The organism is Candidatus Ozemobacteraceae bacterium (assembly GCA_035373905.1).
Lineage (GTDB): Bacteria > Muiribacteriota > Ozemobacteria > Ozemobacterales > Ozemobacteraceae > MWAR01.
This window is the reverse complement of the sequence record DAOSOK010000042.1, coordinates 16,674-38,611: the sequence shown is the minus strand read 5'-3', so window position 1 is coordinate 38,611 and position 21,938 is coordinate 16,674. Positions and strand designations below refer to the sequence as shown.

Sequence of the window (21,938 nt, the reverse complement as noted above, 5' to 3'; positions counted from 1 at the left end):
ACCCAAATTCAACATCTACGTTAACACCCCCAACTGAACATACAAGACGAGTCGTATCTGGGATGTGTCCCGGCCCCGAAGAGTTTCAGCAGGGCAGCGGCGATGACGAAGACCGGCGCGGCCAGAAGGGCCAGGGAGTAGGTTGCGAAGTAGGCGATGCCGAGCATGCTCGCGGCGGTGTCGGCGGGGTCTCCGGTCGGGGATGTGCCGCTGATGATGCAGGTGTACTCGCGAAGCCCGGCGAGATGGCAAATCGCGAACAGCAGGAACAGCATCAACGCCCTGTCGAGAAAACCGCGCGGCGAGAAGAAGGGTGCGCCGGAAAAACTGCTCGTCAGCCGATTCCAGATGCTCACCGGTTCCCTCCCGTTTCCGTGATCCTGCGCCAGGCGGGGCCGAGCGTCATCGAATAGAGCAGCACGGCGTCGCCGACGGCATTACTGCCGCAGTATTTGAGCCTGTCGCCGGATTTGATCGGGAAACCGCCCAGTTCGAGCGCCGCGTGAAGGCCGCGAAGATACTCGGTATCGCCGAACTCGGCCGCGCCGACGAACGCGAGACCGGTCGAGCCGGCCGAGAGATCGAGAAGCGGAAGAATCGGGCCGGAATCGACGTCGCCCGAGCCGGGGCATTCGGGCGGCCACTCGTAGGCGTAATCGAAGCCGACGATCCGGTTCCGTAGCCGTTCGCGCGCCCGTCGATACTGGTCGGCGGCGAACTCACGGTCAATCAGCGAGAGACAGTGGGCGGCGAGCCAGATCGACGAGCCTTCGGGACCGTCGAGAACATCGCCGTCGAGGGTGAACGCCGAGTTCAGCAGGCCGGTCTTCGGTTCGACCAGTTTCGCGCGGGCGGTCGCGACCCAGCGTTTGAAGAGGTCGCCGTGATCGGTGCCGTCGAGATGGTCCGAAACCCTGATCGCCGCGAGACCGACCGAGTTGCAGAAGAGCCAGCACTCGTTCGGATAACTCTCGACGCACATGACGGGGCTTTGTTCCATTCGCCCGGCCATGACCCCGACGCGCTCGAGCATCTGGGTCCGGTACTCCTCGCGCTCCGAGACGAGCCGGCGAAGCCCCATCATGAGGGCGATCTCCCCGTCGAGGAAGATGCTGCGAACAGGCTGGTGCCGGAAGGGGGCCGCCTGCGCATAGGGCATCAGGAAGAAAAAGTGGCCCTGCTCTTTTTCGAGACGAACCGTCTCGTCGATGATGCGGTCCATGATCGGAAGCGTCGTCGACGCCGTCTGCGGGTCGCGAAGCGCCATGTTCGCGAGAGACCAGACGAAGAAACTGCGGGCCATGAAATCCCACTCGGCGTTCCGGCCGCGCATCCGCTCGATCTCGGCCCGCTGCCCGACCTCGTCCGACCAGATCGCGATATGACTGGCCGCCAGCGCCCGCGCTTTCGGCGGAACGCCCGCGACGCTCATATATCTGCTGCTATCTTCCAGAAATAGCAGGTGGAAGGAAGGCAGCCAGATCGCCGCGCCGACCAACAACGCAAAGATTCCGGCAAGAGTCGGGTGTTCCCTGATCCAATTTTTCACATGGGAAGTATACACCCCCTCTCACGTCGTTCAAAACACTTCTGAGAGGGAGGGCAGACGCAAGCGTTTCAGATGTTCTTCGCGCATGGGCTGTAGGGGCGGGTTTGAAACCCGCCCCTACATCGCAATGGCGAAAATCGGATTTCAACATTCCAGGATCATTTCGCGTCGCGGAAGCCGAAGAGCACGTCGTCCATCCTGCCGATCGTGCCGTCAGCGCGTTCGAAACTTCCTCGAAGCAGGAGGCTGTTGCCGTTGAGTTTCGCCGTTTCACGCAGGAAGCGAAGATTGAGCGATACGATCTCGCTCTGGGCCAGGCTCTGCAGTTCGCCGGCGTCGACGCGGCCGTTCCCGTTCAGGTCGCGGTACAGCTTCAGCGCCTTGAAGATCGAATCTTTCGAATCGATGCGGCCGTCGCGGTTGCCGTCATACTTCGACAGCTCGGCGAACCCGTTGGGAGAGCCGTTCTGATCGCCGAAAAGCTCGCTCCCGTCGTCCAGTAGCCCGTTGCCGTTTCGATCGTAGACCAGCAACGCATCGTCGCCGCGCACCCATCCCGTTTTGTCGAGAGTGCCGTCCGCATTGACGTCGAATGTCGCCGCTTCTCCGGCTTCGCCGAGATCGAGTCCGTCTCCCGCGAGATCGAGCACCAGCGGATCGGCCTGTTTCAGGTCGATCTGCTGAACGTCGAGCTGGCCGCCTGCGCGGGCAACCTGGACGCGGACCTCGACCTGGCGACGTTCTACGCGCGCGACGAACGCTTCCGCGACTTCCAGATTCCGCTTCAGAAGCTCTTCCCGGCTGAGCGTTTCATCGCTCCCCGTCGGCTGGGATGCTTGGGCCACGAACTCCCCGGAGGAAGACGAGCCCACGCTTCCGTCGCTCTCGAAACGGCCGGATGCCAGTCCGAGGAGTTCCTCGAACCGCGACTTCAGGCGGGCGTAGTCCTCCTCGTCCCTGGCGAACATGCGGAGCATCAGGTCGAAATCGCGGCTCGCCTTGCCGTCGCCGACACCGGAAGAAACCCGATCCTGCGGGATGCTGAACGTGATGTCCAGTCTGGCGCCTTCCGTGCTCCCGGATTTGAACGTCTCGATCGTTCCTCGGAGGGAACTGAAGGACGAGAGTTCCAGGCGATCGGAAGACGGGGGCTGAGACGCCCGGGAAGACGTTTTGCCGTCTTCCGAGCCGAGAATGGTGACGGTCCTCTGGGTGAGTTTCGCCTCGAAAAAGGCCTGGGAACGCATGATGGCAGATGTTGCCATAGACTCCTCCTTGAGTGCGTATGGTTCGTCCTTGAGATGAAAAACACTTCCCCTTACCTATATCGGCACGCCCGGGGTGGTTTCTTTAGCCCCTTGCGACAAAATGTTCAAAAATTGGTCAGTTGCGCCGTTCGGGGGATGTGCCATACTTCCCGAAGCGGTTGACGACTCCGTTGCCGGACGTTCGGAGTTTGTAATAGTGGACAATATATAGATGGACGAGACACAGTTCGAGGCCTTTTCATCGAGGCTCGAGAGAGAGGCGGCGGAACATCCGCGCTGGTACCGGCTGAAGGTGATCGGCCTGGCCATGTCGGGCTATCTCTTCATCGCGGGCGTCCTGCTGGGTATCGTCGGCGTGATCGCAGCGCTCGTGGCGGCGGCCGTTTCCGTGCACGGCTCGGCCTACGTCGTCGTGAAGGTGCTCGGCGTGCTGATTCCCCTTGGCTGGATCATCCTCCGGTCGCTCTGGGTCAGCCTTCCGCCGCCGGAGGGACTCCACGTCGATCTCGGCGAAGCCCCAAAGCTTCGTTCCGTTGTCGAGAACCTGAAACGCACGCTCAAAACACCCGACATCGACGTCGTTCTCCTGACGCTCGAATTCAATGCGGGCGTCGTCCAGATCCCGCGCTTCGGCATCTTCGGCTGGCCGCGAAACTATCTCGTCCTCGGGTGGCCCCTGCTTCTCGCTCTCTCCCCGGAAGGCGTCACGTCAGTGCTCGCTCACGAGTTCGGACATCTCTCCGGCGCCCACGGGCGGTTCGCTGCCTGGGTCTATCGCGTACGGCAGACCTGGTTCAGCCTGATGACGGCGCTCGAAGCGAACGGCCAGTGGGGAACGGGCCTGTTCAGATGGTTCTTCAACTGGTATGCCCCCTCGTTCGGGGCGTACACCTTCGTTCTCGCACGGAAACACGAGTTTGCCGCCGATCGGATGGCAGCCCGGGCGACCGGCGCCCGGATTACGGCCGAGACGCTCCTTTCGACCGTGGTGCTCGAGGCTCATCTGGACGACGGCTTCTGGCCGAAGCTGAAGGACCTGTCGCTCACCCTGGAAGCGCCGCCCGACGACGTCTTCGCCCGCATGCGCCAGGCTCTTGCAGAGCCGATTCCCGAAGAAAACGCCGAAAAATGGTCGCGTAAGGCCCGATGTTTCAGGACCGGAGGGGGCGACACCCATCCTGCCTTGTCCGACAGACTTGCCGTGCTGGGCTCATCGGATGTCCGGTATCACCCGTTCATGGGCCCTTGCGCCGCAGACGTGTTTTTCCCGGGCGAGGCGGGGAGGCGCATCGAGAGGATGCTTTCGGCGCAGTGGCGGGAAAACGTCGCGGATGCATGGGCGGAGGCCCATCGGAACGGGGTCGGGGCAATCAGCCGTCTTGCGGAGCTCGAGACGCTGGAGAAGGCCGGCCGATTCGGCATCGACGAGGCTGTCGAACGGCTTCGGCACGTGGGGGAGCTCCACGGCGTGGAGGCGACGGAACCACTGCTGCTCGAACTCGTCCGAACCGCTCCCGATCATCCTCAGGTGTGTTATGGAATGGGCCGCCTTCTCCTTCGTCGGGGAGATCTTAGCGGAGTAGCATATATAGATAAAGCTATGAATGCCGATCCCGACGCCGTTCTGAACGGTTGCGGCCTCATCATCGATTTCTTCTACGAACGCGGGATGCGGGAAGAGGCCGAGCCGTATCTGCTCCGGCGGAAATCGCGGCTGCAGATCCTGGTGAAAGACCAGGAGGAGCGGGAAACGCTGCCGTTCTCCGACGTCTACCTGCCGCACGGCCTTGCTTCGAACGTCGTGGCAGACATTTCCGAGGCATTGAAGAGATACGAGTTTCTGAGCGAGGCGTATCTCGTGAGGCGGAAACTGACCTATTGCCAGGAACCCCCTCTGTACGTGCTTTGCCTGCGGCTTTCGACCTCGTTCTTTCGGATGTGGGACGGGGCGGCGGAAGAGGGCCGCAAGCTCAGCGAGCGGATCGCGGGCGAGGTCCCCCTTCCCGGCCAGTTTCTGGTTCTCCATCTCCACGAGGAAAACGAGCCTCTCTACGGCATCGTGAAGAAGGTCGAACATTCCCGGATCTTCGGGGCGTAGGGGGCGTTCAGAGGCGGAGCGTCACCCTTCGGCCCCCGAGGCCGGCACCGACGCCGTTCGCACCCGCTCGAGGCAGGCGGTGATGTCGGCCGGCGGCAGACGCATCGCGGAAAGGCCCTGGCGCGCCATCTCAAGCCCGCCTTCGAGGTCGGGGAAAACGACGTCGTTGAAGCCGGCTTCGCGAAGGGCCGACCGGTCTTCCGGGGTTTCGGCCCGCGCCACGGCCCGGAACGAAAAGCCGCCCGCGGCACGGAGCGCGACGATCCGGCGCATCTCCTCGAGATCTCCATCGGTGCAGAGAACGACGCGCGCCCGGGACAGGCCGGCAACCTCGAGGACGCTTTCCTGAAAGGGATCTCCGTAGATTACGGGGAGGCCGAGGGACTTGAGCGCGGTGAAAGACTGGTACAACGGCTCGATGATGACGAAGGGGGTTTTGCTTTCGATCATGACGGAGGCGGCGTGACGCCCGAGCCGCCCGCCGCCGGCGATGATCAGGTGGTCCTGGAGCGGGTCTTCCGGAAGATTGATCGCGGTGATGTCACCGTCCGGAAGTTGCCGGCGGAACCTCCGATAGAAGGGGGAGGCGAGTCCAGCCGCGAAGGGACCGAGGAGCATCGAAACAATGACGGTATTCAATATCAAAGAATATATATCATGAGTGAGAGCGCCGGTCGCGAGCCCGGAGCGTATCACCACGAACGCGATCTCGGAAATGGGAAGCATGCCGAAGAACAGGGCCGCCGGAATGATGCGCCGGTAGCCGAAGAGATAGGCGATGAGGGAGAGAATGGCGCCTCTTCCGAAACAGATGGTCGCGGTCAGCAGGGCGATCGTTCCGAGGTTGCTCCACAGAAGGGCGGGGTCGAGGAGCATGCCGACCGAAACGAAAAACACCAGGCCGAACAGGTCGCGAATCGGGATCATCTCGCTCAGCGCCTTGTGGCCGTAATCGGACTCGTTGAGCACGAGCCCCGTGATGAACGCCCCGAAGGCGAGCGACAGCCCGGCGATGTGGGTGATGTACCCGAGGCCGAGTCCAAGCCCGACGATCGAGAGCATGAAGAGCTCCCGTGAGTTCCAGCGGGCGATGAAGTGCAGCCAGCGGGGCGTGAGATAGGTGCCGACCAGCTTCATCAGCAGCAGAAAGCCTGCGATATATGCGATCGGCGTGACGGCGGCGCCGATGCTCATTCCCGATTTCGTCATGTTGTCGAGTAGGATCATGAGCGGGATCACCGTCAGGTCCTGGACGATCGACATGGACAGCATGACGCGGCCGGACAGCGCACGAAGGTGCCCCCGCTCCGTCAGGGTCTTGAGAATGACGGCCGTGCTCGATGACACGACGGCGGCGCCGAACCAGAGCGATGCCGGGCTCGTCCAGCCCGCAAAGCGGCCGATGCCCCAGCCCCAGCCGAACGTCAGGGCGACCTGGATGATGCTGCCCCAGACGGCGACTCCTTTGATCGGGAGCAGGTCCTTGAGGGAAAATTCGAGGCCGAGCGAGAACAGAAGCAGCGCGACGCCGATGTCGGCCATGCGTTCGATCTGCGGGATGTCGGAGACGGTGACGCCGCCGGTGTGCGGGCCGACGACGACGCCGGCGAAAATGTAGCCGAGGAAGAGCGGCTGCCCGAGACGGCGTGCGATGATGCCGCTGATGAGCCCGACGAACAGGATCAGGATGATATCGGAGATCATTCCGAGAGGGTCTGGCCGCGGGAGATGAAGGAGATGCCCTGCTGGCCCTTGGTGCCGATCATGACGGCCTCCAGGATCGGCTGGGCGACCGGAACGGCGGAACGCCACCGGACGACGAACGACGCCCCGACCCCGCCGGCCCTGTCGCTTTCCGGAACGATGCAGTGGGTCGACGCGAGGGGCCCGAGGAGGATGGGCGAGGAGAGATACTCCCTGACGAGCTTTCCATCCGAATCGAAATATTTTGCCGAAACCACCATGATCGCGTGGCTCATGTCGGTGTTCCGGATGCTGAGGGTGCCCGTCAGGTCGAAGGGGACGGTGGTGTCGCCGAAAAAGATGTGCGAATAGATGGGAATATACACCGTCTGGCCTTTCGACGCCGCCGTGACGGCCGTGAAAGGTTCGGAGGCCGTCTGCGCCTTTGCCGGCATGACGGTAACTGAAAAAAGAAGAAGGGCGAGGGCGATCAGGGTCAGGGGCAGGGAACGCCTGCCGCGTCGATTCGTGTCCATCGTGTTCGGCATCCTTTCCTGGGGTCTTCCGAGTATACCACTGCCGCGGTTCGTTCGATCGCGATCTTGATATCGGGCGGAAGATACGGATATAATCGCCGGACATGGCCGAACATCCGCGTTGTATCAACTGCCTCGCCTGCGTCGAGGCGTGTCCGCGCGGCCTGTTGCCGAACATCCTGTTCCACGCGATTCTCCACGGCGCCGACGAGGCCGAGGAGGCTGCGATCGGCTTGCTGCGCTGCGGGCTGTGCCATGCCTGCAAGTCCCGTTGTCCGGTCGGCCTGCCTCTCGGGGATGTCTTCGCGGCAACGCGCGCCGGTCTCGGAAAAAAGGAGTCGACGTCGTGAGCGGCCGCGCGTTCAGGCCCGATTTCGAAAAATACTGGCTGTTATATGTGCTGGCCCTGCTCCCGGCCGCCGCGGCCGCGTACGGCTGGCGGACCGTCGCGTTGTGCGTCGTCGCCGCGGCTGCCGGCCAGGCTGCGGCGCTGGCCGGGGGACGCCTTCGCGGTGCATCCGCCCCGATACGCGGTTGCCTGATCTGGGCGATGCTCCCTCTCGCGCTGCCGCCGGCCATCCCCTGGTGGGTGCCTGTCGCGGGCGCTGTGTTCGGCGAGACCGTCGCCCGGCAGTTGTTCGGAGGATACGGGCGGAATCTCGTGAACCCGCTCGCGGTCGCGGTCGTCTTCGCGGGAACTGGATACCCGGCGTTCCTCGAACGTGCGATGATGATGCCCGGGCCCGGCCCGACCGCCGGTTTTTCAGGCTGGACGAGCTTCGGACCGGTCTGCCCTCTCGCGCCCGGCACGATCACCCTCTCGCACGCGCTTCTGGCGGAAATGCCGGTCCTGCCCGGGGAGGCGTCGATGCTCGTCTCCCTGTGCGGCTTGTGGCTGCTCCTGCGGGGACGCGCCCTCGATCCGAGATGGCCGGCGGGGGCCCTCGTCGGATTGCTTGCCGTCGGAATCGTCGCCGGCCTTCGAGGCGACGCCGGTCCCGGCGCCGCCGGGATGCTGCTGGGGACGGGGCTCCTGCCGGCGCTGGCCGCCGCCGGCCTGGACGTCTACTCTCTGCCGCGCACGCCGGAAATGCGCGTTCCCGCCGGTATTCTATATGCATTGCTATATGCGCTTCTCCGGACGGCCGGAAGCGCCGTTCCGGCTGCGTTTGCCGCTCTCCTGCTCGTGAACGTCCTGTCGCCCCTCGGCGATACCTTCGTCGTCGGCCGGCGTGCCCGCAGGTGGACCTCCGGCGAGGAAGCGACCGCATGAAGGCGTTGCGCGACATCGGTTTCGTGCTCGTCTTGGCGGCCGTTTGCACGGTCGTCATGTCGGGGGGCGACATCCTCCTGCGTCCGCCGCCCGGGGTGTCGCCCGAGTTCATGACACGGGCCCTCGAACTTGTCGCGGGGCATTCCGGCTCGCCGACCCCCGTCATGGGCGCCGGAACGGCCTCCGGCGCGGAAGGACCGGGGCGTCTTGCGGCCGCCTTCCAGGCCGAGTTCGTCCCGGTGCGGGCCGCCGACGAAGGCCTGTTCCGATCACGCAGGCGCCCCGACCTGATGCTCTGCGAGCAGGACGGAACGGCCATGTGGGGAAAAATCCGCCTTCTGGTCGCCTTCGATCGCGGAACCGGCCTGCTTGCAGACGTCAGCGTCATCGCGCAGGGCGAAACGCCGGGACTCGGAAGCCGGATCGCCGATCCCGAGTTCGAACGCCCGTTCGCCGGCCTGCCTGCCGCGACCGGTATTCGCCTCGCCACCGGCACCGCTCGCGCCGACCAGGGCGAGGTCCCGGCCATCACCGGCGCCACGATATCCTGCGCGGCGGTCGTTCAGGCGGTGAACGCTGCGATGAAGCGGATCAACCGATGAACGGAAACGAGACCGCGGCCCTGAGACGCAGTGAGGCCTGGAAACTGTTCCGGGCCGGCTTGGGAGATCATCATCCCATCTTCGTTTCGGTGCTCGGCATCTGTTCGACGCTCGCCGTGACGAGCGCGGTGCGGTATGCGGCCGTCATGGCGGGAATCGTGACCGTCACGCTTCTGATCAGCGCCCTGGTCGTTTCCCTCCTTCGGCGCCGCATTCCCGCGACCTATCGGATCGTCACGTCGCTTCTGCTCATCGCGACACCGGTCATCCTGCTCGAAAAACTGCTCCGACTTCACGCTCCGGCGATCGCTGGCGAACTGGGGCCCTACGTCGGGCTCGTCATCACGAACTGCATCATCCTCGGCCGGATCGAGGCCTGCGCTTCGCTCCGGCCGCCGGTCGAGGCCCTTGCCGACGCGCTCGGCGCTTCACTCGGCTATGGAACCGTCCTGGTCGCAATTGCGGCGACTCGCGAGTTGCTGGGCACGGGGCGGGTGATGGGATACGACCTCGCGCCGGCGTGGTATCCGGCCTGCGCCTTCTTTCAGCGGCCGGCGGGGGCCTTCCTGGCGCTTGCCCTCACGCTCGCCCTCTTCCGATATCTGCGCGGCTCCGAAACGAGGCCCGGCCCCGCCGGTTGCTGCGGCCCCTCCCGGCCGGACGCACCGACTCCCGGAACCGGAGGGGACGCATGAGCGGTTCGCTGACCAACCTGTTCCTGACCTCGGTGTTCACGGGAAACATCGCTCTCGCGGGCTTTCTCGGCCTCTGCCCATTCCTTACGCTGTCCCGGAAGCCGGCGCTCGCGGCGGCGATGGGAGGGTCGGTCACGTTCGTCATGACGGTGACCGCCGCCCTGAATTGGCTGATCATGAGATACGTTCTTCTCCCATATCGCATAGAATACATGCAGATTCTCGCGTTCATGCTCGTGATCGCTGCGCTGACCCAGGTGCTGGAGTTGTTCCTCGACCGGTTCGCCCCTCGCATCTTCGCCGCGTTCGGCGTCTTCCTGCCCCTGGTCGCGGTGAACTGCGCGATCCTGGGCGTCTCCCTGTTCGCCTCGTTCCGGGAATACGGATTCGCCGAGACGCTGGTGTACGCGCTGGGAAGCGGCCTCGGTTGGACGGTGGCGATCCTTCTCCTGGGCGGGCTTCGACGACATCTGATCTTCTGCCGGCCGCCGGCGGCCTTGGGGCCGGTCGGCGTCGTGATGACCCTCGCCTCGCTCATGGCGCTCGCGTTCGGATGTCTGACGGGGGTGGGGGGCTGATGCCGACCGGACCTTTCGGGGAGCTTCTCATGGCCGTCCTGCTGATCGACGGGTTGGTTGGCGGCCTCTGCCTGCTGATCCTGTTCGTGCGCAACATTCTCTGTCGCTGGCCGGAAGTGCCCCTCCGCCTCGGCGAAGACGAAACCCGGTCCGTTTCGGGCGGCCAGAGCCTGCTCGCCGCCGTGCGGGCCGAAGGGTTCCTGCTCCCGGGTTCGTGCGGCGGGCGCGGCACCTGCGGCATCTGCCGGGTGCGGGTGATGCGCGGCGGAGGCGAACCCGCACCGTCGGAGGAACTGCTTGTCTCCCCCGCCGATCTTCGCTCCGGCGTCCGGCTCGCCTGCCAGGTCCGGGTGAGATGCGAGATCGAGGCGGAACTGCCTGAAGACGCCAGGGCCGCACGGTTCGTCCGTTCCGAGGTCGTGTCCTGCAAAAAAATATCGTCAGATATATACAGGCTTCTCCTCCGGCCCCGGGAGCCCTCCGGGTGGCGGTTCGCGGCGGGCCAGTATATCCAGGTTTTCCGGGAACGTCCGCAACCGGGTGACGAGCCGCTCACGCGGGCCTACTCTCTCGCTTCCGACCCGGCAACGCCGGAAACCCTCGAACTGCACGTCCGGCGCGTTCCGGAAGGCGAACTCAGCCCGTGGCTCTGTGAACGCAACGAAGGCGACGAATTCTGGTTTTCCGGCCCGTACGGGGCGATGACCCTTCCGAAAACAGGCCCCGAGACCGAGATCGTCTGCGTCGCCGGCGGCGTCGGCTTCGCGCCGATGAAGGCGATCGTTCTCGAGATGGCCGGCCGGTCCAACCCTTCGAGAACCTGGTTGTTCGCCGGTGCCGCGACTCCCGAGGCCCTCTACGACCATGCATGGGCCGTCGGAATGGCGCGGAAGCATCCGTGGCTGATCTACGTGCCCTGCGCCCAGGAATGCCCCGTTCCTGCAAACGGCGAGGCCGGCATGTTCGAACGCGGCCTGGTCACCGAAGCGCTCGAACGCCGGTTCCCATCGGAACGAACGGCCGTCGCCCTGCTGTGCGGCCCTGAACGAATGGTGGCGGCTTCACGCATGATCCTCGCAGCGAAGGGGATACCTCCGGCTCGACTGCTTGCCGACACTTTCTCCTGAGCTTTCCCGCGGAAATTCCGATGGATTTCGATGCCGGACGGAAGTATCCTGAAAAGAGGTTCCGAAGACATCGTTCCGAGACGAAAGGGAGGGGAAAAAATACGTCATGGATGGCGCGAAGAGCCAATTGATCCTTTCCGCTCCTGCCAGCGAAATTCTGGAGCGCGTCGCCGGCCTGGGGATCTACATCACGGATCTGGACAGGCGGATCGTTTTCTGGAACAGCACGGCGGAGAAAATCACCGGCTGGACTCGCGAAGAGGTTGTCGATAAGTGTTGCAAGGAGGATATTCTCTGCCATACCGACCGGCACGGAAGGAGACTGTGCGTTTCGACGGTTTGCCCTCTTCATCTGTGCATGGCGGAAAACCGGTCCCGAAGCGTTTCGACATATGTGTTTGCGAAAAAACGGGATGGAACGAGAATTCCCATGTTCGTCTCCGTTTCGCCCATCCACGATTCCAACGGGAAGGTCATCGGCGGGATCGAAATCTTCAGAGAAGCCGCCGAAGAGGCGTTTCAGTCCCAACTCGTCGTCGAGGTGCAGCGCGCCCTCTTCCCCGACCCGAAACAGCTTGCGACCTATGCCCGCATCGGCTACAGCTACTGCCTGGCCGCCGACGCCGGCGGCGACATGTTCATCTGCTTTCAGCTTCGCGACGGTCGCGTCGCCGGCGTCGTTCTCGATATTTGCGGGCACGGGCTGGCCGCGGCCATGGTTTCGGCATTTCTCCGAAGCAGCCTGAGCGAACTGCGGGAGAAGCGAATCGATCAGCCGTCCGAGATCCTGGACTTCCTCTCCCGGAAGCGGGCCGAGTTCGCGATTCGGATCAACACCTTTTCGGCGCTGGCGTTCGTCTTCAACCCGACAACCGTCGATCTCACCCTCAGCCGGGCGGGGCATCCGTATCCCATCGTGATCGACGCGGCGGGAAAGGGGAGCGTGCTCGAAGTCGATGGTGGGGCGCCGATCGGATACTTCGTCGAGACGGATTTCCCGGACGTCTCCGTCGACATCAGGGGCAAGCGACTCGTTCTCTACTCCGACGGGATCAGCGAAAGTCGCTCATCTTCCGGAGAGCATGTCGACCACGCGGGAATCATCGCCGTGTGCGAACAGAACGTCGCTCTTTCGCCGGAACTCTGCGCGAAGAAACTCGTCGAATGGGCGTTCGCGTTTGCCGGAACTGGCGATCCGCAGGACGACATGCTTGCGGTCGTTCTCGACGGCACGCCTCTCTGAGTCCGTCGATCAATAGGTATTAGTATCCTTCGAGGCGCCGTCGGCGTGATATTTCCCTGTCGAGCTGGACTTCGGCTTTTTCGAGATAAGCCTTCCAACCGGTTTCGAACTGCGCGAGGAGCGAGGCCGGCACGGCGCCGTCGAGCTGGCGGACCGAGAAGAACATGCCGAATCGCGAACGCTGCTCGGCGATCTGCGCCGCGTAGTGGGCCGCGAGTTGCCTGGCGGCCACGGTGTCGCTGGCCGGGAGGAACGATTCGAGGTGCCAGGCGAGCCGTTCCAGGTCGGGGTCATTGAGATCGAGGGTGTAGCCTTGTTTGCTCGCGACGATCAGCGGCTGGGGAACCGCCTCGACGAGGGGGGCGCCGGCTTCGATCCGCTGTCGCTGGAGGTCTTTCCACTCCTGCCAGGCGTTGCGCACACGCAGATACTCTTCACGCGGCAGTTTCCCGACGAGAAACGCCTTCCGGGCGAGGTAATACGCCTGATACCGGGAGATGGCGTCGGGCGAGGCGATCGTGTAGCAGGTGAATTCGAGCAGAATGCAGCGGATGGTCGCGGCCCGGGCCGGATTGTCGCGCATGAGTGCAGAGACGAAATCGAAGAACGTGAGGGGCGCGCCGCGGGCCATGGTCGTGAAAACCGAATGGGGGGCGTCCGGCAGGCCCGCATGGCCGAGAATCGTCTGAAGCAGGCTCGCGATGACGCCTTCCGTCGACAGGTCCGTCTTCCCGGAATCGAGCCTGCCGTCTTTGACGCGGCCGTCGGCCGTGTAGATGAACCGGTTGCGCGCGGCGAGCACCTGCCGGTTCTTGAACGTCGCCTCCGCGAATCGCACGGATTCGGGCCGAATCCCCCGGCCGCGCCGGACGGCGAATTCTTCCGGATACTGCTCACCGAGCCAGAGTTCGCCGGCCTCGGCGAAACCCTCACGGAAGGCCAGCATCGGATCGGTTTCCGCGGGCGAGTCGTGCGGTCCCGCCGGCTCGCCGAGCAGCGTGAAGTAAATATACCGTTCGCGATACAACTCCGCCTGGATCGCATGGAAGAGTTCGTGGCAGAGCATGGGAAGCAGCGCGCCGGCCGAGGCGAGCTCCCCGACGGTGAGGACCGCGCCGCCGGGGAGTTTCAGTCCGTCGACCTGAAGCAGCTGGGCGGCGTCGAAGGCGGCGCGCGCTGTTGTCACGCGCAGGGGCATGAGCGACGTCACCCCCGGCCCTCGGCCGTTCTCGTTCGGTGGGAGAATCCAGATGGGCAGGGGGGCGTTTCCGGCAATCCATTTCTGGCCCGGAGCGGGCGCGAGCCTTCGCGCCTGGCCCAGCAGATCGACGGCTTTCCGCCAGGCTTTGCTGCCGGCAAGAAGGGCCCGGACGGCATCGACGCGGGTATCGTCGCCCGGGGCGACCTCGCGAAACGCGAACGCCCTTCCGGACGGCACGTCGACGATCCGAACGTCATTCATTCCCGATGGCTGGCGACCGGAATCCCTGGGCTCCGGAGTGACGAAAATCCACCCCTGCGCGCCCGCTGCAGGCAGGACTCCGGCGATCAGGATGAACCATACCCAGAAAAGGCGCTTCAACATTCAACAATTCTCCGTTCCGGATGTTTCCCAGGGTCGATGATTCTGCGTGTCACAGGCATAAGTATATCGCACCTCCCCATGTTGTGGTTTTCGCCCTGCAGCGGGGCGAGGGGCGTTTTCGCCGTTGCCCCCGTTGAGCACAAATGCCTTGACCCTTGAAAATGCCTGAAGGTATCGTGCTCAAGTGCCTCCGAAGGGCGGAAAAGAGGAGCTGTCATGCCAGAAAAGATTCGCATTGCCGATTTGATGGACCGAAGCGGGGTCGGATTTGGAACGAGCGGCGCGCGGGGATTGGTCGCGTCGATGACCGACAGGGTATGCTATGCCTATACCGCGGGTTTCCTGCGGCATCTCGAAACGAGAGGCGAAATTTCCGTTGGCGCTCGGTTCGCGCTCGCCGGCGATCTTCGACCCTCGACGCCCCGGATCATGCGGGCGTGCGCCATGGCGGCCCGAAACAGCGGATACCTGCCGATCAACGGCGGAGCCATTCCGACCCCCGCCCTCACGGCCTGGGGCATCGATGGCGGGATCGCAAGCGCGATGGTAACGGGCAGTCACATCCCGGACGATCGAAACGGCATCAAATTCAACCGCCCGGCCGGGGAAATTCTGAAAGAGGACGAGGCGGGCATTCGGGCGCAAGAAGTCATACTGCCGGATGTGTTCGACGAGACCGGGGCGCTGAAAGCCCCGGAGGAGCTTCCGCCGGAGGCGGAAGAAGCCAGACGAATATATATAAAAAGATATATAGAATTTTTCCCTTCCGGGTGCCTCTCTGGAATGCGCATCGGCGTCTACGAACATTCCGGCGTGGCGCGAGACATCCTGGTGGAAGTGCTCGAGCGGCTCGGCGCTGAAGTCGTCCGCCTCGCCCGATCGGAGACGTTTATCCCGGTCGATACGGAGGCGGTGCGTCCGGAGGACGTCGCGCTCGCCAGAGACTGGGCGGCCGGGGGGCGGTATTTCGCCCTCTGCTCGACCGATGGCGACGGCGACCGGCCGCTTGTCGGGAATGAGCGAGGGGAATGGATTCGGGGAGACGTCGCGGGCATTCTTGCCGCGAAATGGCTTGGGGCGAATACCGTGGTGACCCCGGTTTCGAGCAACACCGCCGTCGAGAAGTGCGGCTGGTTCGACCGGGTGGTCCGAACCCGCATTGGATCGCCCTATGTGATCTCCGCGATGCAGGCGGCCGAGCAAGGGAGGGTCGTCGGATACGAGGCGAACGGCGGATTTTTGATCCAGAGTCCGATCGAGTTGGAGGGCCGTCTTCTCGCGCCTCTTCCGACGCGAGATGCGCTGATCGTGATTCTTGCCCTCCTCCGGTTTGCCCGGGAGCGCGACAGCTCTCTTTCAGAGCTCACGGCTTTGCTCCCGGCCCGCTATACGGCGAGCGGTCGGCTCGAAACGTTTCCATCGGCGATTGCGAAGAACCGTATTGCCGCGCTTGCACGCGATGGCGGGGCGGAGCGAACCTTCTCCGGGGAGTTCGGCCCGATTGCCGCACTCGACGAGACCGACGGCCTGCGCATGACGTTCGCGAACGGGGAGATCATTCATCTGCGCCCGTCGGGAAATGCTCCCGAACTGCGGTGCTACAATGAAGCCGAAACGCCGGAACGGGCCGAGGCCTTGAACCGCCGGTGTCTGGAGATTCTTGCCGGCTGGCGGTAAACAAAAACTCCTCTCATATGTTATTGATTCCTGCAGAATGAAAACCATCCGTTCACCCTGAGCCTGTCGAAGGGCGAGAGCTTTCGTGCTTCGACAAGCTCAGCACGAACGGCATCGAGTATGCGAGTATACGGGATGAGTGTCGTGTTGCTTTTGCGACGAGTAGGAACTCCGGTGAGTGACTTCCACCGCACCGGAGTCCCTGTCAGCCTGTCGGCAGGGAACGTTATTTTTCTTCGATGGTTACGCTCTGCAGGACGGGGGGAACGGCGGGTTTGCTTATCTCGCCGCCGTCGTTCGGGCGGACCTCGACCGAGGAGATCTTCAGGACGACGTCCATCCCCTCGACGACTTTGCCGAACTGGGTGTAGTTCGGCCGGGTGTCGAGCTTCTTCGCCCTTTCGCCGTTGCAGATGAAGAACTGGCTGCCCTGCGTGTTGGGGCCGGCGTTCGCCATCGCCACGATGCCGGGTTCGTACGAATGCTTCGCGGGAAGTTCGTCGTTGAAACTGTAGCCCGGGTCACCCTCGCCTGTGCCGAGCGGGTCGCCGCCCTGAATCATGAAGTCTTTTATAATACGATGAAATATTGTTCCATCGTAGAAGCCCTCGCGGGCAAGGAAAACGAAGTTGTTGACGGTGGCCGGAGACTCCTTCGCAAACAGTTCGATCCTGATGTCGCCCAGGCTTGTCTTGAGCGTCGCGATATAGGTCTTCGATGTGTCGATCGACATCGCGGGAGACGCCTTCCACCGCTTGGCGGAACCGGCCGCCGGAGTCATGGCGCCGCTCGCGGCCGGAGACGCCGAGGCGTTGCCGGATTTCTCGAGCCAGTCTTTCAGAGCTGTATAGTTTTCAAAATTTGTAACTCCGGCGGCTTTCCATCCGAAAAAGTCGCGGGCGTGATGGAACGTCACGCCGCCGTAGGCTTTTTTCAGATTTTCGGCGAACAGCCGGTCGTTATTGCTTCCGTCCTGGCCGGGCCCGCCGTCGGGCTCCTGCTCGACGTCCTTCTTCCAGGCGGAGTCGCCGACCATGATCGTGTTCACCCAGTCGATATCGCGGCCGAATTTTTTCTGAACCATATCGGCCAGCCGTTTCGCCATGCCGATGTCGGGCTTGCGGTTCTCATCCTTCTGATCGGCGTAGTCGTAGTAATGGATCGCGATGCCGCGCGAGGCCAGGCCGCATACGGTGTTCTGCATGGCGGCCTCCGCCTGCTCGAGGGTGAGATACCCGGCCGCGACGCCGGCCTGGTTTGAGACGACGGCGATCAGGTAGCCGTCGCGTTCGGCCTTTTGCATCGGCTGCTCGAGCATCGGCAGGAGCGCCACGTCGGTCGCGAAGTTGGGGGCCGGGGCCCCGCTGGGAGCGACGCGAAGCGTGCTGTCGGCGTCGAAGAAGGCGATCTTCACAGGCCCTGTGGCGGGCGGAACGAATCGGTCGGACAGTTCGCGACGGGCGGCGGGCGGCCGGATGATATCGTCGGCGGCGAACGCAGGCACGCACAGGGAGAGAACCAGGGCGGTGATCAGCATTTTCATACGAACGTCTCCTTCTTCGATGCGTCGGCGGGCGAGGATGCATCCGCCTCTTCCGGCGCCGACAGGAATTTCTGATACAGGAACGACACCATCATCAGCGCAACGGCCAGTCCGAGCAGCGAGCCGACGCGGTACAGGCCACCGAGATCGATCAGGTCGTATAGGAACACTTTCACGATCGTCACGGCCATCAGCCCGATGCTCGCGATGCGCGCACCCCGTCGCTTCGTCCAGATGCCGACGATCAGCAGGATGAACGAGAAAGCGGCCCAGGCGAGCGAATACGTGAGGTCCTGGCCTCGGCTCAGCTTGAGCTGGAAGTCGATGCGTGCGCCCTGGCTGAATGCGTCGGCGACCTCGATGTTCACGAGCAGGAAGGCGAGGATCGTCGCGAACGAGAACAGCCATTTCGGCACGTCATACTCGAACAGCTTGTTGCGCGGCGGAGCGAGATATATTCCGCCTGCTATAAGACATGCCGTGACGATGCCGTAGGCATAGAGATACCAGTTCAGCACCGGAACGCCGGAGCGGGCGTGATACTCGAGCACCTCGGGGTTGAGGGCGAGCCGCGCGAACGCCGTCACGAGCAGGGCGATGCCCCAGAGCCGGAGGCCGGGGTGGGGGATGCGGATGAACAGCCAGCACAGGGCCGCGCCCTCGAGCGCCCAGCCGATCGTCAGCCACTCCTGGTCGAGCTGCAGCGGGAAGGCGAGCGTGATGAAGAACAGGGCCGTGCCGCCGAACCAGGCAAGGATCGAAAGCCGGCCGGGGAGTTCCTCGGGAAGCTTTCTGACCAGCTCCTTCATCGCATACAGGAACGGGGCTGCGAAGAGAATGGGCAGCGCGCCGATCCAGGCCTTGCCGTGGACCGTCGTCAACGTCTGATACAGCAGGAAAAACTGGATCGGCCCCGATGCGGCCGCGGCGATCCAGGGGAGCGTGCGGTTCTGCATGCGTTCGCGGTACAGCAGGGGAAAGCCGAAGAACAGGACGAAGATGGCCGTGTGCCAGGCGGTGAGCAGGAGCCAGTTCTCGCCCTTGTAATGCTGCGTCTGCCAGCAGAGTTGGACCATCGCCGTGCTCATCAGGGCGACGATTGCGGGGCCGTCGACGGCGAGCAGGTGCGTCAGGCGCAGCAGCATCACCGCGAGCAGAAGCATCAGGCCGAACACCATCGACGGATCGGGCATGCTTTTGATGACGAGCACGACCATCGTGAGCAGGATGAACGGCAGAAACGCCGAGAGCGACGGCAGCAGCGCGATATCGAGGGATGTGCCGGCCTCCGATTCCCCTTCGGCCTGCGGGCCGAACGCCAGCTCGCGCACCCGTTTCAGCCACGCGGGGGTTCCCGCATACAGCGATTTCTCGCCCTGCTTCGGGAAGGATATATGTGACCAGATATGGAACGCGACGGCGAAGAACCCCTGCACGCCGAGGAAACCGGGGAGTTCGGTGACTTCCTTCATCGTGAAGATCCAGGCGCCGAAACAGCCCGTCGTCACCGTCAGCATTACGATCCCGATCCACATCGCGCTCGACAGCCACGAGGCGATCAGCCCGACGAAGTTGAGGAGGAAGATGACCGGCATCATGATCGGCCACGCGGCGGTATGGTTCAGGATTGGCGCGATCATGATCAGGAGCATGAGTGCGGGATACAGGTGCATCCAGTTGTAGGCATCGCCCGAGGGGCGCAGCCGCTGCAGGACGATGGGCAGCAGCGCGTGGAGGGCGCCGAACAGGAGATAGAACCCGAGGGCGATCGGCAGCAGCGCTTCGGTCAGCGCCGTCGTCGTCCAGGTCATCAGCAGCGCGAAGCCGGCGATGCTGGCTCCCATGTGCCAGGGTCGCGCCCCGTCGTCCTCGACCGTCTGCCAGGTCAGAATGAGATCGAGGAGGAACAGGAGGCCCAGCACTTTGACCGGTTGGGCCGCAAGTGAATCCTGCGTGAGCATCCAGGCGACCCAGGTCATCGAAACGAGAGGGGCGAGGCGCGCCGGATACGCCATGTGATCGGCGTCGCCGTCCAGATGTCGGACGATTTTCCAGGCGGCGGCGTAGAAGGCGGTGAAGCCGAAGAACGCCGCCGACCCGGTCATGGCGGTTTCCGGCGTGCCGAACTGGTGCCCCCAGATCCAGAGCACGGCGAACGTGGCCCAGCAGCCGTAGGTGTGATACGGGGCGGCCTCGCGGTCGCCGCGGGCCTCCCAGGCCAGGATCAGATCGATGACGAACACGAGGGAAAACGCAAGCGCCGGGCTCGAGCCATACTGCTCCCAGCCTGCCGTCATCGCGGCGAATGCCATGCCGGCAAGCGGGAAAACGCGGCCCGCCGTCTTCAGATTCGTGTCCAGTCTGCCGCGAACGGCCGCCAGCTTCGACGTGCCCACGAAGAAGAGAGGGAAGCCGAGAAAGGCGAGATACGCGGCGGTCATGTTGTCCCTGAGAGCATACATGCTCGCCCAGAGCGCAATGATGGTGAACGACGAGAGGCCGCTGCCGAAATGGAACGGGCCCGCCGACTCGTCTTTCATCGCCTGCCAGGCAAGCCCCACCGCGAGCAGGGCCGTCAGCGAGAAGATGTGCGCCGGGCTGTTCCCGAGTTCCTGCTGGAACAGTTGATACAGATTGAAGGAGAAGGCGAGCAGGCCGGACCAGCGCGCGCTCGACGAAAGCTCGGGGGCGTCGCGCTCGGACCGGAGGCCGAGCCGCCAGAGGGCGAAGAAGAAGGCGGGATACGCCGCGAACAGGACCCAGGCCGTTCCGGCTGCGTCCGGCGTGAAACCGTATGTCGTCCAGTTCCAAGTGAGCAGGAAGACGATGACGTGTGCGTATTTCGCGAAGACCGCTGTTGCGGCGTCCCGGAGCGCCTGCCAGCCGATTAGCGCCGAGAACCAGTAGGGAAGGGACATGACCAGGCCTCCGTTCCCCATGGCAAACGGCCTGTAAACCAGCGACGGCCCGGAAATTTCCGTGTCGGGTTGCTGGATAGATACTATTTTTGAAGAAATATAAAAACTGATCCACATGGAGATCAGCGGGAAAACACGTGCGACGCGGACGATGTGCGGATCGTCCCATCCGCGTTTGTTCGCGAGATGTCCGACGACGGTGAAGAACAGCGGGAACCAGGCGAAGACCAGCCAGGCCGTGACGGCCTTCGCGGCTTCGAAAAACTTGAAGACCCAGCCGGCCTGCATCAGCATCGTGCCGATGGCGCCGAGCGTGATGAGGACGCCCCACTGTTTCCGGAGGGCGACAGCCGCGAGGCCCGTGTCCAGCAGCGTCACGTAGGCGAACAGGCCGAGCGGGTTGTCGTGGCCGGTCGAGACGAAGGGCGGAACGAGGAAACCGCCGACCAACGCCAGAATTGCGACGAACAGCGAGTCGAGACGCACCGACAAGGTGAAGGCGCCGGCCGTCAGCAGAGTCAGGAGCGAAAACGTGCCCGCCGTGCCGATGAACGGGTCGCCGACCGGCAGACGGTGCGCCGCGATGAAAACGGCGTAGAGAATCGCCAGGCCGGCGGCGCACAGGCCGTCGACGGTCTGACGGTAGCCGTAGCGTTTCAGCCACAGGCCGCCGGCGATCGAGCCCGCGCCGACGAAGAAACCCAGCACGAGCCGCATGCCGAGACTGACCAGGTCGTTCTCGATGGCATACCTGACGAAAAACAGGGCCGAGAGGAACAGCGCGAAACTGCCGATCCAGGCGAACAACTTTTTCCCGAGAAAGTTCTCCCAGTCGAAGGCAAAGGGTTTCTCTTCGGCAACGGGGGCCGAGGGCGGCACAGGGCCGGAGTCCGCTGGTGCCGACGATCTGGGGGAAGCCTCTGGGGACTCTTTGAATATCGCTGACGATAGAACGTTGGGTGACTCGCCAGCCGTTTCCGGCGTGGGTGTGAATAACTCCCTGCCGGCATCGACGGGAGTCGGTGACGGTTGAGCCGAAACGGATTGATCCGGCGTCTCGATGACGACCGGAAGGAGAGGCTCGACGGGCATGACCGGCAGTTCGCTTCCCAACGCCTCATCGGGCTGCACGGAAGATTCGAGCGGGTCTTTCCAGGAAGGAGCGGGCTTTTGAGGTATAACCGGAGGTGTGGGCGGTTCGAGGGGCGGTGCCGTCACGGCGGACTTCGCGACGGTTTCGGGTTTGGCGAGGGGCTCAGCCTGTTGCTGTTCCGCGGGGAGGCCGGCGTTTTTCTTCAATGCCCAGAGCTCGGACGAGAAAATGTCGAGACGTTCGTTGAGCCGTTCCATCCGGCGTTCGAGCCTGATAATCCGCTTTTTCAGCTCATTCTCGGCTTCGTTTTTGTCTGCGCCTGTGTTCAGCTGCGCTCGAATGGAGCGAATGCCATACCAGAACACCCCTGCCACGATCAGGAAGAGGATCAGATCCACCCTGCAACCTCCCTCTCGAAACTTCCTCGCTCATGCAGAAGCCGTATTCAATCGAATTCTGCTTCTATCACC

17 protein-coding genes and 1 pseudogene are annotated in these 21,938 nt (G+C 63.6%); 9 read left to right on the top strand and 9 right to left on the bottom strand.

Features of this window, described 5'->3' with window-relative positions; translation table 11 throughout:
* Positions 1–20: 20 nt before the first annotated feature.
* The 3 genes from PLU72_17275 to PLU72_17265 all read right to left on the bottom strand — a co-directional run bounded on the left by PLU72_17275 (position 21) and on the right by PLU72_17265 (position 2,814).
* Entirely contained in the window at positions 21–356 is a 336-nt protein-coding gene (locus PLU72_17275; protein HOT29931.1) for a hypothetical protein, read from the bottom strand.
* Positions 353–1,432 carry a hypothetical protein gene (locus tag PLU72_17270; GenBank protein ID HOT29930.1) on the bottom strand — a complete coding sequence of 360 codons (1,080 nt, stop codon included), beginning with the start codon at positions 1,430–1,432 and terminating at the stop codon, positions 353–355. The genes PLU72_17275 and PLU72_17270 overlap by 4 nt, the downstream gene beginning before the upstream one ends.
* Positions 1,433–1,707: 275 nt before the next feature.
* The gene (locus PLU72_17265; GenBank protein ID HOT29929.1) at positions 1,708–2,814 is read right to left on the bottom strand and encodes a hypothetical protein; all 1,107 of its coding nucleotides are present in this window, start codon (positions 2,812–2,814) and stop codon (positions 1,708–1,710) included.
* Positions 2,815–3,028: 214 nt separating this feature from the next.
* Here PLU72_17265 and PLU72_17260 point away from each other — a divergent pair, with 214 nt between their 5' ends.
* Entirely contained in the window at positions 3,029–4,915 is a 1,887-nt protein-coding gene (locus PLU72_17260) for a M48 family metalloprotease (protein HOT29928.1), read from the top strand.
* Positions 4,916–4,936: 21 nt separating this feature from the next.
* On the opposite strand, the gene PLU72_17255 is transcribed toward PLU72_17260, so the two are convergent.
* Both PLU72_17255 and PLU72_17250 read right to left on the bottom strand, forming a co-directional pair.
* The gene (locus tag PLU72_17255; protein HOT29927.1) at positions 4,937–6,619 is read right to left on the bottom strand and encodes a cation:proton antiporter; all 1,683 of its coding nucleotides are present in this window, start codon (positions 6,617–6,619) and stop codon (positions 4,937–4,939) included.
* A complete protein-coding gene (locus PLU72_17250) occupies positions 6,616–7,134 on the bottom strand; it encodes a DUF3124 domain-containing protein (protein ID HOT29926.1) in 519 nt (172 codons plus the stop codon). Before PLU72_17250 ends, PLU72_17255 begins: the two co-directional genes overlap by 4 nt.
* 104 nt (positions 7,135–7,238) lie before the next feature.
* Between PLU72_17250 and PLU72_17245 the strand changes: the two genes are divergently transcribed.
* The 7 genes from PLU72_17245 to PLU72_17215 all read left to right on the top strand — a co-directional run bounded on the left by PLU72_17245 (position 7,239) and on the right by PLU72_17215 (position 12,652).
* Positions 7,239–7,484, top strand: a complete 246-nt coding sequence (locus tag PLU72_17245) for a 4Fe-4S dicluster domain-containing protein (protein ID HOT29925.1) — start codon at positions 7,239–7,241, stop codon at positions 7,482–7,484.
* A complete protein-coding gene (locus PLU72_17240; protein HOT29924.1) occupies positions 7,481–8,407 on the top strand; it encodes an RnfABCDGE type electron transport complex subunit D in 927 nt (308 codons plus the stop codon). The genes PLU72_17245 and PLU72_17240 overlap by 4 nt, the downstream gene beginning before the upstream one ends.
* The gene (locus PLU72_17235; protein HOT29923.1) at positions 8,404–9,009 is read left to right on the top strand and encodes an FMN-binding protein; all 606 of its coding nucleotides are present in this window, start codon (positions 8,404–8,406) and stop codon (positions 9,007–9,009) included. Before PLU72_17240 ends, PLU72_17235 begins: the two co-directional genes overlap by 4 nt.
* Entirely contained in the window at positions 9,006–9,704 is a 699-nt protein-coding gene (locus PLU72_17230; GenBank protein ID HOT29922.1) for an Rnf-Nqr domain containing protein, read from the top strand. The genes PLU72_17235 and PLU72_17230 overlap by 4 nt, the downstream gene beginning before the upstream one ends.
* Positions 9,701–10,282, top strand: a complete 582-nt coding sequence (locus PLU72_17225; protein ID HOT29921.1) for an Rnf-Nqr domain containing protein — start codon at positions 9,701–9,703, stop codon at positions 10,280–10,282. Before PLU72_17230 ends, PLU72_17225 begins: the two co-directional genes overlap by 4 nt.
* Positions 10,282–11,409, top strand: coding sequence for a 2Fe-2S iron-sulfur cluster binding domain-containing protein (locus PLU72_17220; protein HOT29920.1), 1,128 nt, complete (start codon positions 10,282–10,284; stop codon positions 11,407–11,409). The genes PLU72_17225 and PLU72_17220 overlap by 1 nt, the downstream gene beginning before the upstream one ends.
* A 106-nt stretch (positions 11,410–11,515) precedes the next feature.
* Positions 11,516–12,652: a SpoIIE family protein phosphatase gene (locus PLU72_17215; GenBank protein HOT29919.1), complete on the top strand. Its 1,137-nt coding sequence runs from the start codon at positions 11,516–11,518 to the stop codon at positions 12,650–12,652.
* 19 nt (positions 12,653–12,671) lie between these two features.
* Here the strand turns inward: PLU72_17215 and PLU72_17210 are convergent, their stop codons facing one another.
* A complete protein-coding gene (locus tag PLU72_17210) occupies positions 12,672–14,237 on the bottom strand; it encodes a hypothetical protein (protein HOT29918.1) in 1,566 nt (521 codons plus the stop codon).
* Positions 14,238–14,453: 216 nt separating this feature from the next.
* Between PLU72_17210 and PLU72_17205 the strand changes: the two genes are divergently transcribed.
* Positions 14,454–15,914 carry a phosphomannomutase gene (locus tag PLU72_17205; protein ID HOT29917.1) on the top strand — a complete coding sequence of 487 codons (1,461 nt, stop codon included), beginning with the start codon at positions 14,454–14,456 and terminating at the stop codon, positions 15,912–15,914.
* 226 nt (positions 15,915–16,140) lie between these two features.
* Here PLU72_17205 and PLU72_17200 read toward each other — a convergent pair whose 3' ends face one another.
* The 3 genes and pseudogenes from PLU72_17200 to PLU72_17190 all read right to left on the bottom strand — a co-directional run bounded on the left by PLU72_17200 (position 16,141) and on the right by PLU72_17190 (position 21,866).
* Entirely contained in the window at positions 16,141–16,695 is a 555-nt protein-coding gene (locus PLU72_17200) for a peptidylprolyl isomerase (protein ID HOT29916.1), read from the bottom strand.
* Between the two features lie 159 nt (positions 16,696–16,854).
* Positions 16,855–17,451 (bottom strand): annotated as a pseudogene (locus tag PLU72_17195) (HAD-IIIA family hydrolase).
* A gap of 2 nt (positions 17,452–17,453) precedes the next feature.
* Positions 17,454–21,866: a DUF2339 domain-containing protein gene (locus PLU72_17190; protein ID HOT29915.1), complete on the bottom strand. Its 4,413-nt coding sequence runs from the start codon at positions 21,864–21,866 to the stop codon at positions 17,454–17,456.
* Positions 21,867–21,938: the final 72 nt, after the last annotated feature.

Coding starts and splice junctions, on each gene's coding strand:
- PLU72_17270 (HOT29930.1), bottom strand. CDS start 1,432: ATGAGCGTCGCGGGCGTTCCGCCGAAAGCGCGGGCGCTGGCGGCCAGT.
- PLU72_17265 (HOT29929.1), bottom strand. CDS start 2,814: ATGGCAACATCTGCCATCATGCGTTCCCAGGCCTTTTTCGAGGCGAAA.
- PLU72_17260 (HOT29928.1), top strand. CDS start 3,029: ATGGACGAGACACAGTTCGAGGCCTTTTCATCGAGGCTCGAGAGAGAG.
- PLU72_17255 (HOT29927.1), bottom strand. CDS start 6,619: ATGATCTCCGATATCATCCTGATCCTGTTCGTCGGGCTCATCAGCGGC.
- PLU72_17250 (HOT29926.1), bottom strand. CDS start 7,134: ATGGACACGAATCGACGCGGCAGGCGTTCCCTGCCCCTGACCCTGATC.
- PLU72_17245 (HOT29925.1), top strand. CDS start 7,239: ATGGCCGAACATCCGCGTTGTATCAACTGCCTCGCCTGCGTCGAGGCG.
- PLU72_17235 (HOT29923.1), top strand. CDS start 8,404: ATGAAGGCGTTGCGCGACATCGGTTTCGTGCTCGTCTTGGCGGCCGTT.
- PLU72_17230 (HOT29922.1), top strand. CDS start 9,006: ATGAACGGAAACGAGACCGCGGCCCTGAGACGCAGTGAGGCCTGGAAA.
- PLU72_17225 (HOT29921.1), top strand. CDS start 9,701: ATGAGCGGTTCGCTGACCAACCTGTTCCTGACCTCGGTGTTCACGGGA.
- PLU72_17220 (HOT29920.1), top strand. CDS start 10,282: ATGCCGACCGGACCTTTCGGGGAGCTTCTCATGGCCGTCCTGCTGATC.
- PLU72_17215 (HOT29919.1), top strand. CDS start 11,516: ATGGATGGCGCGAAGAGCCAATTGATCCTTTCCGCTCCTGCCAGCGAA.
- PLU72_17210 (HOT29918.1), bottom strand. CDS start 14,237: ATGTTGAAGCGCCTTTTCTGGGTATGGTTCATCCTGATCGCCGGAGTC.
- PLU72_17205 (HOT29917.1), top strand. CDS start 14,454: ATGCCAGAAAAGATTCGCATTGCCGATTTGATGGACCGAAGCGGGGTC.
- PLU72_17200 (HOT29916.1), bottom strand. CDS start 16,695: ATGACTCCGGCGGCCGGTTCCGCCAAGCGGTGGAAGGCGTCTCCCGCG.